The organism is Microbacterium sp. NPDC057944, from assembly GCF_042887445.1.
GTDB lineage: Bacteria > Actinomycetota > Actinomycetes > Actinomycetales > Microbacteriaceae > Microbacterium > Microbacterium natoriense.
The window spans coordinates 1,497,244-1,512,015 of record NZ_JBHVPJ010000001.1 but is presented as its reverse complement, the minus strand read 5'-3'; the positions used below and the strand labels follow the sequence as shown (position 1 = coordinate 1,512,015).

Here is a 14,772-nt window from a genome sequence, read left to right as displayed (position 1 = left end):
CGCCGCTACAGGGCCACGGTGCGGAAGCCCAGGTTCCCCGCCGTCGAGTCCGGGGCGCTCGCACTGCGCGCCGACACCCGGTACCGGTTGCAGTACGACTCGTGGCACAAGTGCGATCCGCCGCGCATCACCCGGAACTCCCCCGACGTCGGGCCCATCGGATCCCGCGGAGACGACCGGGAATAGTAATCAGCCGCGAACCAGTCCTGACACCACTCCCACACGTTGCCGGCGACGTCGTGCAGCCCGAAGCCGTTGGCAGGAAACGACCCCACGGGGGACGTGCCGACGAAGCCGTCATCGCCGTCGTCGCGCGCCGGGAAGCTCCCTTGCCAGATGTTGCACCGGTGTTCTCCGCCCGGCGTCAGCTCGTCACCCCACGCGTAGCGCGCGGATGCGAGCCCGCCCCGCGCCGCGTACTCCCACTCGGCCTCCGTCGGCAGGCGTCGCCCCGCCCAGAGGCAGTATGAGACCGCATCGGAGAACGCGACCTGCGTGACGGGGTGATCCTCCGCGGCCGGGGCCGAGAGCGGGCCCGACGGATGCCGCCAGGTCGCCCCCGCGACCTCCCACCACCACGGTGCAGCCTCGGACCGGCCGAGGATCGTCTCCCCCTCGGCGACGAACGCATGGAACACGGCGGAGCCGCCCAGCCGCTCGGCCACGGTCGCGTATCCGGTCGCCTCCACGAAACGAGCGAATCGGGCGACCGTGACCGGTTCCGCATCGATGCGGAACCCGCTCACCTCCACCTCGTGGGCGGGACCCTCGCCGTCGTCCGGATAGCCCTCGCCGAACGCGTCGCCCATGACGAACGACCCTGAAGGCACCTCGCACTCGTCCGCGGGCGCAGGGCGCAGCGCCGACAGCCGCATCGGACGGAGGGGCAGCGCGACCGCCTCCGCCCGCTGCGGTGTGCAGCATCCGCCGTCGTGGGTCACTACGCCCCCACGACCGGGAGCGACGTCGAGAGCGCGATGAGCCGTTCGTCCAGGGAGATCAGCGCCGCCGCATCCACCTCGACCTTCATCGCTGCCACCTCGACCAGGGTCATGGGCCCCGCCATGTGGGCCATGTACGGGTTGTCGAGGAACGGCAGGGCATCCAGCACCACCGCACGCACGGCGTCGTCGGCGAAGAGCTCGCCGATCGTCGCGGTCGCCACCACCGAGTCCTCGCCGAGGTCGGCCGCGGTGGGAGCGGCGGAGAGCCCGCGCTGGACCTGCTCCCACTGCGCCTCGATCAGCAGATGCTCCCGGGCCACCGGCCCCTGGGCGGGAAGCCCGAGACGTTCGAACTGCTCTGGTGGGGCATCGGCGGCGCGCATCTGCTCCACGAGCAGCGTCGCCATGCGCAGCTCCAGATCGTCATCGCGCAGCGGAGCGTCCTGCTCAGGGTCGGTCTCGAGATCGAACAGCAGCGTGCCGTACGACCACGGGCTGCCGAACGCGAAGCCGGGGACCTTGAGCACCGGAGCCCCCTTGGTGAAGGAGAATCCCGGGTGCAGCTCGGCCTGCGCCAGCTCGGAGGGCGCGAACCGTCCGCCCATATGCGTCGGCATCAGCGTGTAGTCGAAGAGCGGCCCGTTCTCCTCCTCGGCGCAGGCGCGCATGTAGACGTATCGGCCGTCGGTCACGTTGACGTGCCCGCCCGCGTTGCCGAACAGTCCGGCTTCGCGCACCGGCTCGTCCGATCTGACGGTCTGCGCCAGTGCACGCCCCTGCATGTCGGGAGTCGCCGGGATGCCGAAAAACTCCAGCAGCGTCGGCCCCAGATCGATCGTCTGCACGAGCGAGGAACGACGCTCTCCGGCGACAGCGGAGCGCGGATCCCACACGAACAGCGGGATGTGGATGTTCTCGTCGTACCAGGGCTGCACGTTCTTGCCCCACCAGTTGTGCTCCCCGAGGAGGAGACCGTGGTCGGTGCACACGATGAGCATCGTGTCATCCCACATGTCGTTGTCGTCCATGAAGTCCAGGACACGCCCGAGCGAGTTGTCGCACATCGTCACGAGCGCCATGTACTCGTTGCGCAGCTGCTCGACCTCCGCCTCGTCCTCGATCACCCGCCGGTACGCGGGCCAGTCGAAGTTCGGCCCCTCGTAGTCGGAGGCGTAGAGGCGGCGGTACTGCTCGTAGCTGAAGAACGGCTCGTGCGGGTCGAACGCCTCGATCTGGAGGAACCAGTCGTCGGCGTCGACGTTGGTGCGCAGGAACTCGAGTCCCGCATCGAAGGTCAGCGTCTGGGGGTGGTCGGCCTCGTCCTGCAGGTGCGTGCGGTTGATCCAGTCCTGCCGCCATACGCGATCGCTGCGGTGCACGACCGTGTCGGGGATCTCGGGGTCGGCGACCTGTCCCTTCCAGGCGTCGCCCTCCTGTCCGCGGAAGAACTCGAAGGTCGAGAAGCGCCCGTGGTAGGTCGCCCCGCCGTCGCCCCAGTAGTGACGGTTGTCGGTGACGAGGTGCGTGTACACACCCGCCGTGCGCAGCATCTCGGGGACGGAGTCGTCGAACGGCTCCAGCGGCCCCCACGAGCGGTGCAGGAAGTTGTATCGCCCCGTGTGCATCTCGCGCCGGGCGGGCACGCACGGCATCGATCCCGCGTAGCAGTTGTCGAAGGTCGCCGTGCGCGCGGTGAGCCGGGAGAAGTTCGGCGCCACCACCTGATCGGCCCCGTACGGAGGCAGCAGCTTCCGGTTGAGGGTGTCGTACATCACCATGATGGCTTTCATCGGCTCTTCTCCTTGCGTGCGTCGTCGCCTGAGATCATCGGGCGATCGAACGGTGGTGTGTCAGTCATCGGCGTTGTCCTCGGCCCACCAGCGCACCGACATGACCTTGGGGTCGAGGCTGATGCGCTGGACGGCGCGTTCCAGCACCGCGGCGTCGGCGTCGGCGCTGGCGAGCAGGTCGGCGTGGACGACCACGCGCGAATTCTTGCCGCTGGACGACTGGATCGAGCGCAGCGTGAGCTCCGGGCGGTTGACCGCCTGCAGGACCAGCGCGCGCACGCGGTGCTCGCTCTTGTCGTTGGTCTTCGCCTCGAGGATGTACTCGATCGGCTGCAGCGGACCGTCGTCATCTTCGACGCCCTCGACTTCGAGCGGGCGACGACGGCTGTTGACCAGTCTGCTGACGGGGCGCATCACGGTGTTCGCTCCGACGATGAAGGCGGCCCCGACGAGCGCGAGCACGTACAGGCCCGCGCCGGCGAGGGAGCCGATGGCCGCGGCGCACCACAGCGTCGCCGCCGTGTTCAGACCGCGGATGTTCAGTCCTTCGCGCAGGATCACGCCCGCGCCGAGGAATCCGATGCCGGAGACCACCTGCGCGGCGACCCTCGTCGGGTCGGCGGTGACCCCGTCGAACCCGTAGGCGCCGAGCACCACGAAGAGCGCGGACCCTCCCGATACGAGGGCGTTGGTGCGGATGCCGGCCATCCGGGATCGCCACTGACGCTCCAGTCCGATCACGGCGCCGAGCAGGATCGCCGCCGCCACCCGCAACGAGAGATCCAACGTCTCCATGGTCAGGTCCATGCGCATCCCCCGCTCACGCGGCCTCGATCCTGGCCTGCGCCTCGGACTCGAGCATTCGCCGCCGCTCCGCGCGACGCTCCTGCTGCTCCGCGGGATGCGGCACGGGCGCGGCCATCAGCAGACGCCGCGTGTAGGCGTGCTCGGGATCGGCAGTGACGGCGTCGCCCCGCCCGAACTCCACGATGTCTCCGCGGTACATGACGGCGACGCGATGGCTCACGTGGCGCACGACCGCGAGGTCGTGGGACACGAACAGCAGGGCGACGCCGGTGCGCTCCTGGATCTCGATGAAGAGGTCGAGCACGCGGGCCTGCGTCGACAGATCGAGGGCGGAGACGGGCTCATCGCACACGATCAGCTTGGGCTGCAGCGCCAACGCGCGGGCGATGGCGACCCGCTGACGCTGGCCGCCGGAGAACTCGCGCGGAAGGCGGGACCCGGCATCCTCCGGAAGCCCCACCTGTGACAGCAGCTCGGCGACGCGCTCCCTGGCCGCGTCCCTGCGGACGCCCTGCACCTGCAGAGGCTCGGCGAGGATGTCCTCGATGCGCAGCGCCGGGTTCAGAGAGCCGTAGGGGTCCTGGAACACGACCTGGATGTCGCGGGCGATCCGTCGCCGCGCCGACCTCGTGATGCTCGTGATGTCGTCGCCCGCGAAGCGGATCGAGCCGCCGGTGACAGGAGCGAGGCCGAGGATGGCGCGTCCGAGGGTGGTCTTCCCCGATCCCGACTCGCCCACGAGGCCGACGGTCTCCCCCGGCCGCACGTCGAGCGAGACGCCGTGCAGGATCTCGACCGGCGAGCGTCGGAACCCCTTGCGCGGATACGCGACCCTCAGGTCCGTCACCTCCAGCAGCGGAGCGTTCACAGTGCGGCCTCCTTCTCGGGGAGAGCGGACGCGTGATCGGCGTCCTGGTAGTCGGGACGAGCGGGTCCGCCGTCGAGGATCGAGCCGAGCAGCATCTTCGTGTACGGATGCTGCGGGGCGTCGAAGATCTCCGCCACCGCACCGGACTCGACGACACGCCCCGTCTGCATCACGACGACGCGGTCGCAGAGGTCGGCGACGACGCCGAAGTTGTGGGTCACCAGCATCATCGCCATACCGCGCTCCCGTTGCAGATCGCGCAGGATGTCGAGGATCTCGGCCTGCACGGTCACATCGAGAGCAGTGGTCGGCTCATCGGCGATGATCAGGTCGGGCTCACCCGCGATCGCGCCGGCGATCAGCACGCGCTGCGCCATTCCGCCGGAGATCTCGTGCGGGTACGAGTCGAACACGCGCTGCGGGTCGGCGATCCCCACCCGCGCCAGGAGTGCGAGCGCCCGCTCCTTGGCCTGCGCCCTGCTGAGCCTGGAGACCACCACGAGCGGCTCCATGAGCTGCGCACCGATGCGGTACGCCGGATCGAGGTTGCTCATCGGCTCCTGCGGGATGTACGCGATGCGGGTGCCCCGCAGGCGCGCCGCTCCGGCGCGCCTGTCGAGCGTCGTCCCCTCGAACACGATGCGGCCGCCGGTCACGCATCCGCCGCTGGGCAGAAGCCCGAGGATCGAGAACGCGGTCTGCGACTTGCCCGATCCCGACTCTCCCACGATGCCCACGACCTCGCCGGCGCGGACCGAGAACGACACCGATTCGACGACCGTCTTGACGCCACCGTCACGGTCCGGATAGCCGACCGAGAGGTCCTCCACGCGCAGCAGCGCCTCCTCATCCGTCGAGTCCGCCGACACCACGGGAGCCTGGACGGTCCGCACCGCGGTGGTCGAGGACGAGGGCGCGGCGGACGCCGAGGCGAGCGCGGCATCCGTCCCCTCCAGCGCATCGCGCACGGCGTTGCCCAACAGCACGCAGGCGGCGACGAACAGTCCGATGGCGAGGCCGGGCCAGATGAGCATCGTCGGCGCCTTGTACATGGCGGCGAAGGCATCCTGCAGCATGCCGCCCCAGGTCGGCGTGTTCGGGTCGCCCAGGCCGATGAACTCGAGGCCCGCCTGGATGACCACGGCGATGCCGGCCACGAACGCCGCCTGGATGATGATGGGCGCACGCACGGCGAACAGCACGTGCCTGCCGATGATCGCGGCATCCGACAGCCCCGAGACCCTGGCGGCGTCGACATAGAGCTCGTTCTTCACGCCCATCACGAGGTTGCGCACCAGCCGGTAGAACTGCGGGGCGACCATGACTCCGAGCACCGCCATCGTGACGAGCGTGTTCGGGCCGATCACGGCGAAGAGCGCGACGAGGACGATCTTGCTCGGCAGCACCAGCACGAGGTCGGAGACCCAGCTCGCGACCATGTCGAAGGTCTTTCCGAAGTAGCCGGACACCAGACCGACGGTGACGCCGAGGAGCACCGAGATGATCACGGTCACCGCGGCGCCGGCGAGGGTGAGCTGACCTGCGACGAGCAGACGGCTGAGGACATCGCGCCCGGAGGCGTCGGCGCCCAGCAGGTGGCCGTCGGTGCCCGGCGGCACGTTCGCGGCGGTGATGTCGACGTAGGCCGGATCGTACGGAGCGATCAACGGTGCGATGACGCTGAGCAGTACGATGGCGGCGATCGTGATGACGGAGGCGGCGCCGAGCGGATTGCGCAGCACGGCCCGGAACACGCTGGGCCGGTCGCGGCGACGCGCGGTGGTGATGGCCTGGGTAGTGGGGGTCGTCATTGCACACGCACCTTCGGGCTCGCCCAGCCGTTGACCAGGTCGATGATGAGATTGACGACGACCACGACGATGGCCATCGTCATCACGACGGCCATGACGATCGGGATGTCGCCTCGGAGTGTGGCGTTCAGGGCCAGCATGCCCATGCCGGGGATCGCGAAGACCTTCTCGATGGTGACGGAGCCGCCGATCATCGCGATGAACTGGAGGCTCAGCACCGTCATCGCCGGCCCCAGGGAGTTGCGCAGGATGTGTCGCACGATCACGCGGCGCTCCGGCAGACCGCGCGATCGCAGGGTTCGCACGAAGTCCTGCCTGGCGACGTCGAGCACCGAGCCGCGGATCTGCTGCGCGGCTCCGGCGATGCCGCCGATGGTGATCGCGATGACAGGGAGGGTGATCGACAGCATCCATCCGGAGATGCTCTCCCGCGGCTGCACGAAGCCGGTGGCGGGGAACAGGGGGATGCTGATCGCGAGGGCGACGACGAGCACCAGCGCGACCCAGAAGTTGGGCAGGGCCACGCCGACGACCGAGACGACCTGGACGACCTTGTCGACCCAGCCCCTGCGGATCGCTGCGACGACCCCGAGGACCACGCTGATCACGGCGACGGCGACGAGGGACACGACGACGATCGACAGCGTGACGCCGAGACGGGAGACGACGGCGTCGGTCACCGACTCGGCCGTGAACCACGAGCGGCCGAAGTCCCCCGTGATCATGCGGCCGAACCACGCGCCGTACTGCACCAGCAGCGGCTGGTCCAGCCCGAGCTCTGCGGCCTTCATCTGCACCTGGGCCTGAGTCGCCTCCGGTCCGAGGATGCTGCGGGCGATGTCGGCGCCGCCCGCATACATGAGCGAGAAGGCGACGAAGGAGATGGCGACGACCAGCACCGCACCGGCAGCGAGTCGTCGCAGGAGGAATATCAGCACGTTCGGCTCCTTAGCGGAGGAGGGGCCGGCCGCGACCGGCCCCTCCTCTCATCACTCTGCGGGCGCGTAGCTCGACAGGTAGGGGACGAGACTGCCCAGCTGCGGCTGGGTCGACGTCCGGGCGTCGGTGACCTGGATGGCCGAGGTGAAGAGCCAGACGCCGAACCAGGCGTTCTCTGTGATGTACTCGTTCACCGCCTGGTAAGCGGCCACCTGCTCGTCGCCGGACGTGTTCTGCACGGCGGCGAACAGCTCGTTCAGCTCCGGGGTGGTGCTGTGCAGCGGGTTCCAGGCGCCGTTCTCCGAGACCATCTTGAAGATGTCGCGCCAGGGGTGCCCCGAGCTCGACCCGAAGGAGATGATCGCGTACTTGCCGCCGAGGATGTCGCCGACGACGTTCTCCGACGCGACCTTGTCCCAGGTGACGGTGACGCCGATGTCAGCCAGCTGCTGCGTGATGTACGGCTGGGTGAGGTCGCCCTTGATCTCGGGCATCGTGATCTCGAAGCCGTCGGGGTAGCCCGCCTCTGCGAGCAGCTCCTTGGCGAGCTCGGGGTCGTACGGGTACGCCTGGTTGAGGTCCTTCACGAACGCGGGGCCGTCGGGGTTGAAGATCTGCTGGGACTGGAGCCCCTTGCCCCCGTAGATGTTGTCGACGATCGCCTGGCCGTCGATCGCGTGGTTGAGCGCCTGGCGTACCCGCAGGTCGCCGAGGGCGGGGACCACGGCCCCTGCGCGGTCGAAGATCATCAGGCCGTTCCACTGGACGGGCGCATCGTTGATGGTGAGCCCTGCGGCCTCCGCCTCCTTGAGGACGCTGGCATCGATGTTCGTGGCGTTCACCTGACCGGACTTGATGGCGTTCAGACGTGCGGTCACGTCCTCCATCGGCTTCAGCACGAGCTTGTCGTAGGGGTAGGCGTCGGGGTTCCAGTAGTCGGGATTGCGCACGTAGGTGTACTGGCTGCCGCGGATCGTGGCGTCGGCGTCGAGCAGGTACGGCCCCGATCCGACCGGGGTCGTCGCGAACGACTCCTCCCCGAACGCCTCGGGCGATGCCATCGCTCCGGCGACGAGGCACAGGTAGTAGGTGAAGGCGGGGTCGGGAGCGGTGAGGTGGATCTCGACGGTCAGATCGTCGACGACGACGACCTCTCCGACGAGGCCTACCATGTAGACCGCCACTCCGGTGCCCGCCTTGAGGTGCTCGATGTTGGCCTTGACGACCTCCGCATCGAACGGGGTGCCGTCGCTGAAGGTGATGCCCTCTCGGAGCTTCAGGGTGAGGACCGTGTTGTCCTCGTTGTACTCGAACTCCTCCGCCATGTTCGGCTCGACCTCGCCGCTGGGTGTGTAGCGCAGGAGCGTGTCGTAGACGGGCTGCCAGTACGTGACCTGCAGGCCCGTGTCGAGCTGTCCGGTGTCGAACGAGGCGACGTCCTGCTGCGTGGCGATCGACAGTGTCTGCGACCCTCCGCCCACGTCTCCGCCTCCGCCGGCGGTTCCTCCGCAGGCCGTGAGCACGATGGCGGCGCTCACCGCGACGGCGACGACTCCTGCCAGCTTCTTCCATGACGACTTCATCAGGACCTCCTTGTCGTGACTGCTGCTGTGTGAAGACGGAGAGGGTGCACCGTCTTGGCGATAAAATTACCGTGTACTTGGTCGGTTTATCAATACCGAAGTCGATAAAAGTTTCCGGCCGGGGCCTCGCCTTCCACAGTGCGCACCTCGCGCTCGCTACTCTGAGAGCCACGGCGAAAGGAACTGGCATGACCGCTGGCGCTGAGTCCGCCCCGCCGCGCAAGCGCCGCAACCCCAAGGGCGAAGCACGCAGAGAGCACATCCTCGACGTCGCGCGCACGATCTTCTCAGAGGGCGGCTACCACTCCGCCTCCATCGCCGACATCGCCGCCAGGGCGGGGATCTCTCAGGCTGGTCTCCTGCACCACTTCCCGTCCAAACCAGAGATCCTCCTCGCCGTGCTGAACGCCCGCGACCTGGAGGACAACAGGAAGGCCGACGACCAGCCCGCCGGAGTCCCGTACCTCAACCACTACATCCGCGTGCTCGACTCGCACGCATCAGATCCCGCGCTGCTCCAGCTGAACGCGATGATCTCGGCCGAGGCCATTCCCGACTCCCACCCGGCACATGACTACATGGTGCGCCTGTATCGGGAGCGCCTGGAGGGATTCACCGCGGCGCTCGAAGGCACGTTCGACACCGACGCCATGCCCGACGGAGTCACCACGACGACGATCGCCCGATGGATCATGGCCCTCTCCGAGGGCCTGCGACTGCAGATGCTCTACGAGGAGGAGCCTCTGGACCGCGCGCGCATCCTCACCGAGTTCCTGCAGACGCTTTCGGCGTTCGTGGTCGACAAGGGCCCCATCACCCCCGACTCGGACGCCTGACTCAGCCGACCCGCGTCACCTCGGCGTGCGGCATCCGCTCGCTCATGACCCGAATCGCCTCGGGGTTGTCGTCGACGAGCACGGCTTCGCGCCCCAGGGCCGACGCCACGGCCCCCGTCGTGCCGGATCCGGCGAAGAGGTCGAGCACCCTGTCTCCCGGACGACTCGACGCCGTCACGATGCGGCGCAGGATGCCGGCGGGCTTCTGCGTCGGGTAACCGGTCTTCTCGCGCCCCGTCGTCGGCACGATGGTGTGCCACCACACGTCGGTGGGGAGCTTGCCCCGTGCGGCCTTCTCGGCCGTGACCAGCCCGGGGGCCATGTACGGCTCGCGGTCGACGTCGTCGGAGTTGAACACGTACTCGCGCGGGTTCTTCACGTAGACGAGGATCGTGTCGTGCTTGGTGGGCCAGCGGCGGCGCGACTTGGCGCCGTAGTCGTAGGCCCAGATCAGCTCGTTGAGGAAGCAGTCCCGCCCGAAGACCGCGTCGAGCATCACCTTGGCGTAGTGCGCCTCGCGGTAGTCGAGGTGCAGGTAGAGCGTGCCGTCGTCGGCGAGCAGCCGCCAGGCCTCCTCGAGCCGCGGCATGAGGAAGTCGCCGTAGTCGTCGAAGCGGTCGTCGTAGGCGCGGAGCATCCCGCGCACCCGCTCGTACTGATGTCCGTGGAAGCCGTGCCGCACCTCGGTCTCGGGCTCGGGCTCCGGTCTTGCCGGCTCCGTACCGCGGGGCTCGCTCGGCTCCGTGCCAGAACTCCGGAGATCCGCGTCGGATCCGCCAGCTTCGGCAGCATCCGACGCGGTATCGACCCGATCCTCCGGAGTTGTGGACATCCGCGTGGCGGTCATCACCCGACGTTCGCGCGTGCGCCCCGTGTTGAACGGCGGATCGAGGTACACGAGCGTGAACGATCCGGAGGGGAGCGTGGCGGCGGCCACCAGATTGTCGCCCTCGATCACGGTCACCGCGCCCACGGTCACCGCACCGATTTTCGGAGACCGGTCCGTTTTTCGGACGGATGCCGCGGAATCGTCCGAGATTCCTGCATCCGTCCGAATTCCTGAAGCGTCTGCCGCCCCGGGTTCCTCCGAGGGGTCGGTCACGGAACCCTGTGCAGCCACGCGTCCGTCGCGAACTTCGACGCGACGAGCGCCTCGGCGTCGGCGTACTCGTCGGCCGTGATCGCACCGTCCTCTGCGGAGGTGAGCGAGCGGAAGGTGTCCTTGAAGCGCTCGATGATCTCGGCGCGAGGCAGGCCGGTCTGGCTGCGCAGCGGGTCGACGCGCTTGGCGGCGGACGTCGTGCCCTTGTCGCTGAGTTTCTCGCGGCCGATACGCAGCACCTCGGTCATGACCTGTCCGTCGATGTCGTACGACAGGGTGGCGTGGTGCAGCACCCCGCCGTTGGCGAGGCGCTTCTGCGCAGCGCCGCCGATCTTGCCCGACGAGGAGGCGATGTCGTTGAGGGGCTGGTAGACCGCGTCGATGCCGAGCGAGCGCAGCGCCTGCAGCACCCAGTCGTCGAGGAACGCGTAGGAGTCGGCGAAGGTCATCCCGGCGACGAGGGATGCCGGCACGTAGAGCGAGTACGTGATGATCTGCCCGGCGGCCATGAGCATGGCCCCGCCGCCGGAGATGCGGCGGACGACGTCGAAGCCGTGCTGAGCCGCGCCCTCGGGGTCGACCTCGTTGCGGTACGACTGGAACGAGCCGATCACCACGGCCGACTGGTCCCACTCCCAGATGCGCAGCGTGGGGCGTCGGCGGCCTTCGCCCACGCGCGAGGTGAGCACCTCGTCGAGCGCCAGGTTCATGCGCGGGGAGACGGCCTTCTCGTGCACGATCTCCCAGTCGAAGTCACGCCATCCGGGGGCCGTGACGAGCGCACGACGCACCGCGGTGCCGACCGCGTCGGGGGTGAACCCGAGCAGCTGCGCACCGTCGGGCAGCGCGGCGCGCACGGCGGCGGCGATGGCCGTCGCGTCCGCCTCGGCGGGGAGGCCGTTCACCGCGGCGTTGATGTCGTCGAGCGCCGAGTCCGGTTCGAGGAAGAAGTCGCCGGCGAGGCGGAATCCCGCGAGCCTGCCGTCCTCTACCTCGACGTCGACGACGACGAGCTTTCCTCCGGGGACCTTGTATTCACCGTGCACCCCTCCAGCTTAAGGCGCGAGGAGCCTCACCGGCCGAGGATCACCGCCCGCTCGCCCGCGCGGATCGATGCCGTGTAGCGGTTGCCGGCCGGAGGCAGTGGGCACACGAACTGGTCGGAGAACGCGCACGGCGGCAGATACGCCCTGTTGAAGTCGATCCAGGCGCTCCCGTCGGCCGCGGGCTCGTCGACCGGCAGGAACCGGAACCGGTACGTCTCGATGCCGTTCGTGGCGTCGGCGAACACGGCGCTGAGCGCCCCCTGCGCCCCGCGCGTCACCGTGAGGGAGAGCGGGATGCCGTCGAGCGTGAAGTGCAGCCGCCCGGCGACGGGAGAATCCTGCTCCTCGCCGTCGACCGCGGTGATGGTGATGCTCTCCCCTGGCGTCTCCTCGAAGACGGCGGGCACCCGCCAGCCCTCCCGCGGCGGGTAGGCGTCGATCGCGCTGAAGCGCTGCCGCTGCGGCCGCTGCGGGTTGAACACCCGGAGGCCGATCGTGCCGTTGCGCTCGAACACGCGCAGCTCGCGCCTGCCGAACCTGATCGTCTCGGTTCCGCGCAGGGTGACGCTGGCCCCCGCCGTTCCGAGGTCGCTGCCCCGGATGCCGCCGTCGCCGGTGAGCGCCCAGAGCCCCGGGACCCCGTCGACCGCGGCGGGTTCGGTGATCAGCCAGTTCGTCGATTCCAGCGCGGACGGCCCGTACTCGGCGCCCGCGTAGTTCTCCCGCGACGCGTGCCAGCCGCGCCAGTCATCCTCGAAGCCCATCGGAGAACCTCCCTCTCGCCGCGAATCTACGGGGAGGCAGAGGGGTGGCGCGCGCTCATCGTCATCCGGTTACACCCGACGTAACGTCACGACTCCGAGCGAAATGTTTCGGGGTCGAGGGAATGCGCGGCTCAGCGTCGGGCGATGTGCGCGTCGAGCCAGGCGAGGACGTCGGCGCGCACCTCCTCCTGCTGGAGCTCCTTGAAGATCTCGTGCCGAGCGTCCGGGTAGACGAGCGTCGTGACATCGGTCAACCCAGAGCGCGAGCGGTACTCGTCGGCGAGCTTGTGCACGCTGCGGGGGCCGCCGACCGGGTCGTCGCGGCCGACGAGGAGCAGCATCGGGATGTCGCGGCCGAGGTCCTTGCGCGGGCGGCCGTAGAGCTTCGCGGCCTCGATGGGGCCGAACAGCTTCAGCAGCGGGACGTCGGTGGTGAGGGGGTCCTCGTCGAACTCCTTCCACACCGCGGGGTCGCGGCTGAGCCACTCGAGTCCCGTCGCACCCTCCCCTGCCCACCGGGCGTTCAGCGGGGCGGCGTTCAGCGAGGTCGGCGTGCGCAGGGCGGAGCCGGAGAGGATGACGGCATCCCACGCCTCCGGGTGGTCGTTGACGAGCATCTGCGCGAGGAACGATCCCCACGAGTGCCCGAGGAGCACGAGGGGGAGATCGGGGTTCTCCTCGCGGATGATGCCCGTGAGCTGCCAGATCGCCTCCTTCGTCGCACGGATGCCGCCCTTGCCGAGGTGGCCGAGCCCTGCGGGTCCGTCGTGCTGGCGGATGCCGGTGCGCCCGTGGCCTCGGTGGTCGTCGGCGTAGACGATGAATCCGGCGTCGGTGAGGGCGGCGATCAGCGCGCCGTAGCGGCCCGCGTGCTCGCCGACTCCGTGGAGCAGCTGCACGACCCCTCGCGCGACACCCGCCGCGGGGTGCACGTCGTAGACGATGGCGATGCCGTGGGCATCCGTGAACTCACGCGTATCCGTCACGCCCCCACCCTACCCACGGGGTGCGGGGGCCGCGAGGGCGATGGCTCAGGCGAGAGCGGCGATGAGGGCGCGAGCGGTGGCGAGGTCGGTCACCTCGTAGCCGCCGACGCCGTCGGCCGCCGATCCCATGCGCACGCCGCCGTCTTCGACGACGCTGCGCTTGGCGGAGAAGTGGAGGGCATCGACGCCGGTGGCGGCGAGCGCCCTGGCGGATGCCGCGGTCACCCCGCTTCCGGCCATGATCTCTATCGCCCCCTCGGCCGCGGCGACGAGGGCGCGCAAGGTGTCGATGCCGTCGACGGCCGCCGAGGCGCCGCCGGAGGTGAGCACCCGGCGTAGACCGAGTTCACGGGCGGCGCGGAGGGTCGCGAGCGGTTCGGGTGTCACGTCGATGGCGCGGTGCAGGGTGACGGATGCTCCGCCCGCGGCGTCGCGCAGCCGCGCCATCGCGTCGAGGTCGAGGACGCCGGATGGGTCGAGGGCGCCGATCACGACACCGTGCGCTCCCGCGTCGACGGCACGGCGGACGTCGCGCTCGGAGACGGCGAGCTCGTCGGCGTCGTAGTGGAAGCCGCCGGCGCGGGGGCGGATCAGGACGTGCACCTCGGGCCCCGCCTCTCGGGCGGCCTCGATCGAGAGCTCCAGGGTGGCGGGTGACGGCGTGAGTCCGCCGAGGGCGAGGGCCTGGGCGAGCTCGACGCGGGCGGCGCCGACGGCTCCGGCGACGCGCACTCCGGCGGGGTCCTGTACGGCGATCTCGAGCGCGAGGTTCTGCGGCATCCGTCCATTCTCGCGCGCCGAGCCGGCATCCGCGCTTCCCTCCGGTCGAAGAATTACTTAGACTGTCTAAGTAATGTCTGCGTCTGATGAATCCCTCCACCTCACGGCGACAGAACTGCGCATGGCCACGTTCCGGTTGGCGAGGCGCCTGCGGTGCGCTCGCGCGATCGATGCCATGAGCGATGCGCAGCTCGCCGTCCTGTCCACCCTGCGCATGTACGGCCGGCGCACGATCACGTCTCTCGCCGAGCGCGAGCGCGTGACCGCCCCGTCGATGACGAGCATGATCAACGGCCTCGAAGAACAGGGGTTCGTGACCCGCACCCCCGATGACGAGGACCGCCGACGCGTGCAGGTCGACATCACGGATGCCGGGGTCGAGATCGTCGCCGAGACGATCCAGCGCCGAGACGAGCTGCTGTTCGACGCCATGCGCGAGCTCGAGTTCACGGAGGACGAGCTGAAGATCCTGCACGACGCCAGCGTCCTGATGCGGAGGGTGGCCGAGCGATGAGC

Annotated in this window: 14 protein-coding genes; 2 read left to right on the top strand and 12 right to left on the bottom strand. The window is 69.3% G+C overall.

Annotation, left to right across the window (positions count from 1 at the left end; genetic code table 11):
• Nucleotides 1–5 precede the first annotated feature (5 nt).
• The 7 genes from ACFVRO_RS06815 to ACFVRO_RS06785 are packed head-to-tail and all read right to left on the bottom strand — an operon-like array spanning nucleotide 6 to nucleotide 8,742.
• Nucleotides 6–941 carry a formylglycine-generating enzyme family protein gene (locus tag ACFVRO_RS06815; RefSeq protein WP_386950664.1) on the bottom strand — a complete coding sequence of 312 codons (936 nt, stop codon included), beginning with the start codon at nucleotides 939–941 and terminating at the stop codon, nucleotides 6–8.
• A complete protein-coding gene (locus tag ACFVRO_RS06810; protein ID WP_386950662.1) occupies nucleotides 941–2,734 on the bottom strand; it encodes a sulfatase in 1,794 nt (597 codons plus the stop codon). Before ACFVRO_RS06810 ends, ACFVRO_RS06815 begins: the two co-directional genes overlap by 1 nt.
• A 60-nt stretch (nucleotides 2,735–2,794) precedes the next feature.
• Nucleotides 2,795–3,541 (bottom strand): MgtC/SapB family protein, encoded by a 747-nt coding sequence (locus ACFVRO_RS06805; RefSeq protein ID WP_386950660.1) that lies wholly within the window; start codon nucleotides 3,539–3,541, stop codon nucleotides 2,795–2,797.
• A 13-nt stretch (nucleotides 3,542–3,554) separates the two neighbouring features.
• Nucleotides 3,555–4,409 (bottom strand): ATP-binding cassette domain-containing protein, encoded by an 855-nt coding sequence (locus ACFVRO_RS06800; protein ID WP_386950657.1) that lies wholly within the window; start codon nucleotides 4,407–4,409, stop codon nucleotides 3,555–3,557.
• Entirely contained in the window at nucleotides 4,406–6,220 is a 1,815-nt protein-coding gene (locus tag ACFVRO_RS06795) for a dipeptide/oligopeptide/nickel ABC transporter permease/ATP-binding protein (RefSeq protein ID WP_386950654.1), read from the bottom strand. The genes ACFVRO_RS06800 and ACFVRO_RS06795 overlap by 4 nt, the downstream gene beginning before the upstream one ends.
• Nucleotides 6,217–7,158, bottom strand: coding sequence for an ABC transporter permease (locus tag ACFVRO_RS06790; RefSeq protein ID WP_386950651.1), 942 nt, complete (start codon nucleotides 7,156–7,158; stop codon nucleotides 6,217–6,219). Before ACFVRO_RS06790 ends, ACFVRO_RS06795 begins: the two co-directional genes overlap by 4 nt.
• Nucleotides 7,159–7,209: 51 nt before the next feature.
• Entirely contained in the window at nucleotides 7,210–8,742 is a 1,533-nt protein-coding gene (locus ACFVRO_RS06785; protein WP_386950650.1) for an ABC transporter substrate-binding protein, read from the bottom strand.
• 188 nt (nucleotides 8,743–8,930) lie between these two features.
• Between ACFVRO_RS06785 and ACFVRO_RS06780 the strand changes: the two genes are divergently transcribed.
• Nucleotides 8,931–9,578 carry a TetR/AcrR family transcriptional regulator gene (locus ACFVRO_RS06780; RefSeq protein WP_386950648.1) on the top strand — a complete coding sequence of 216 codons (648 nt, stop codon included), beginning with the start codon at nucleotides 8,931–8,933 and terminating at the stop codon, nucleotides 9,576–9,578.
• 1 nt (nucleotide 9,579) lies between these two features.
• On the opposite strand, the gene ACFVRO_RS06775 is transcribed toward ACFVRO_RS06780, so the two are convergent.
• The 5 genes from ACFVRO_RS06775 to ACFVRO_RS06755 form a co-directional block, all read right to left on the bottom strand.
• A complete protein-coding gene (locus ACFVRO_RS06775) occupies nucleotides 9,580–10,557 on the bottom strand; it encodes a DNA-methyltransferase (protein ID WP_386950645.1) in 978 nt (325 codons plus the stop codon).
• Between the two features lie 119 nt (nucleotides 10,558–10,676).
• Nucleotides 10,677–11,726 carry a biotin/lipoate A/B protein ligase family protein gene (locus tag ACFVRO_RS06770; protein ID WP_105675148.1) on the bottom strand — a complete coding sequence of 350 codons (1,050 nt, stop codon included), beginning with the start codon at nucleotides 11,724–11,726 and terminating at the stop codon, nucleotides 10,677–10,679.
• A 26-nt stretch (nucleotides 11,727–11,752) separates the two neighbouring features.
• A complete protein-coding gene (locus ACFVRO_RS06765) occupies nucleotides 11,753–12,490 on the bottom strand; it encodes a DUF1684 domain-containing protein (RefSeq protein ID WP_386950642.1) in 738 nt (245 codons plus the stop codon).
• 131 nt (nucleotides 12,491–12,621) lie between these two features.
• Nucleotides 12,622–13,476: an alpha/beta fold hydrolase gene (locus tag ACFVRO_RS06760; protein WP_105675144.1), complete on the bottom strand. Its 855-nt coding sequence runs from the start codon at nucleotides 13,474–13,476 to the stop codon at nucleotides 12,622–12,624.
• Between the two features lie 45 nt (nucleotides 13,477–13,521).
• The gene (locus ACFVRO_RS06755) at nucleotides 13,522–14,256 is read right to left on the bottom strand and encodes a copper homeostasis protein CutC (protein ID WP_386950639.1); all 735 of its coding nucleotides are present in this window, start codon (nucleotides 14,254–14,256) and stop codon (nucleotides 13,522–13,524) included.
• A gap of 73 nt (nucleotides 14,257–14,329) precedes the next feature.
• Here ACFVRO_RS06755 and ACFVRO_RS06750 point away from each other — a divergent pair, with 73 nt between their 5' ends.
• A complete protein-coding gene (locus tag ACFVRO_RS06750; RefSeq protein WP_105675140.1) occupies nucleotides 14,330–14,770 on the top strand; it encodes a MarR family winged helix-turn-helix transcriptional regulator in 441 nt (146 codons plus the stop codon).
• Nucleotides 14,771–14,772: the final 2 nt, after the last annotated feature.

Excerpts from the sequence above, each read along its gene's own strand:
- ACFVRO_RS06810 (WP_386950662.1), bottom strand. The coding sequence starts at position 2,734 with ATGAAAGCCATCATGGTGATGTACGACACCCTCAACCGGAAGCTGCTG.
- ACFVRO_RS06805 (WP_386950660.1), bottom strand. The coding sequence starts at position 3,541 with ATGGACCTGACCATGGAGACGTTGGATCTCTCGTTGCGGGTGGCGGCG.
- ACFVRO_RS06795 (WP_386950654.1), bottom strand. The coding sequence starts at position 6,220 with ATGACGACCCCCACTACCCAGGCCATCACCACCGCGCGTCGCCGCGAC.
- ACFVRO_RS06785 (WP_386950650.1), bottom strand. The coding sequence starts at position 8,742 with ATGAAGTCGTCATGGAAGAAGCTGGCAGGAGTCGTCGCCGTCGCGGTG.
- ACFVRO_RS06780 (WP_386950648.1), top strand. The coding sequence starts at position 8,931 with ATGACCGCTGGCGCTGAGTCCGCCCCGCCGCGCAAGCGCCGCAACCCC.
- ACFVRO_RS06765 (WP_386950642.1), bottom strand. The coding sequence starts at position 12,490 with ATGGGCTTCGAGGATGACTGGCGCGGCTGGCACGCGTCGCGGGAGAAC.
- ACFVRO_RS06755 (WP_386950639.1), bottom strand. The coding sequence starts at position 14,256 with ATGCCGCAGAACCTCGCGCTCGAGATCGCCGTACAGGACCCCGCCGGA.
- ACFVRO_RS06750 (WP_105675140.1), top strand. The coding sequence starts at position 14,330 with ATGTCTGCGTCTGATGAATCCCTCCACCTCACGGCGACAGAACTGCGC.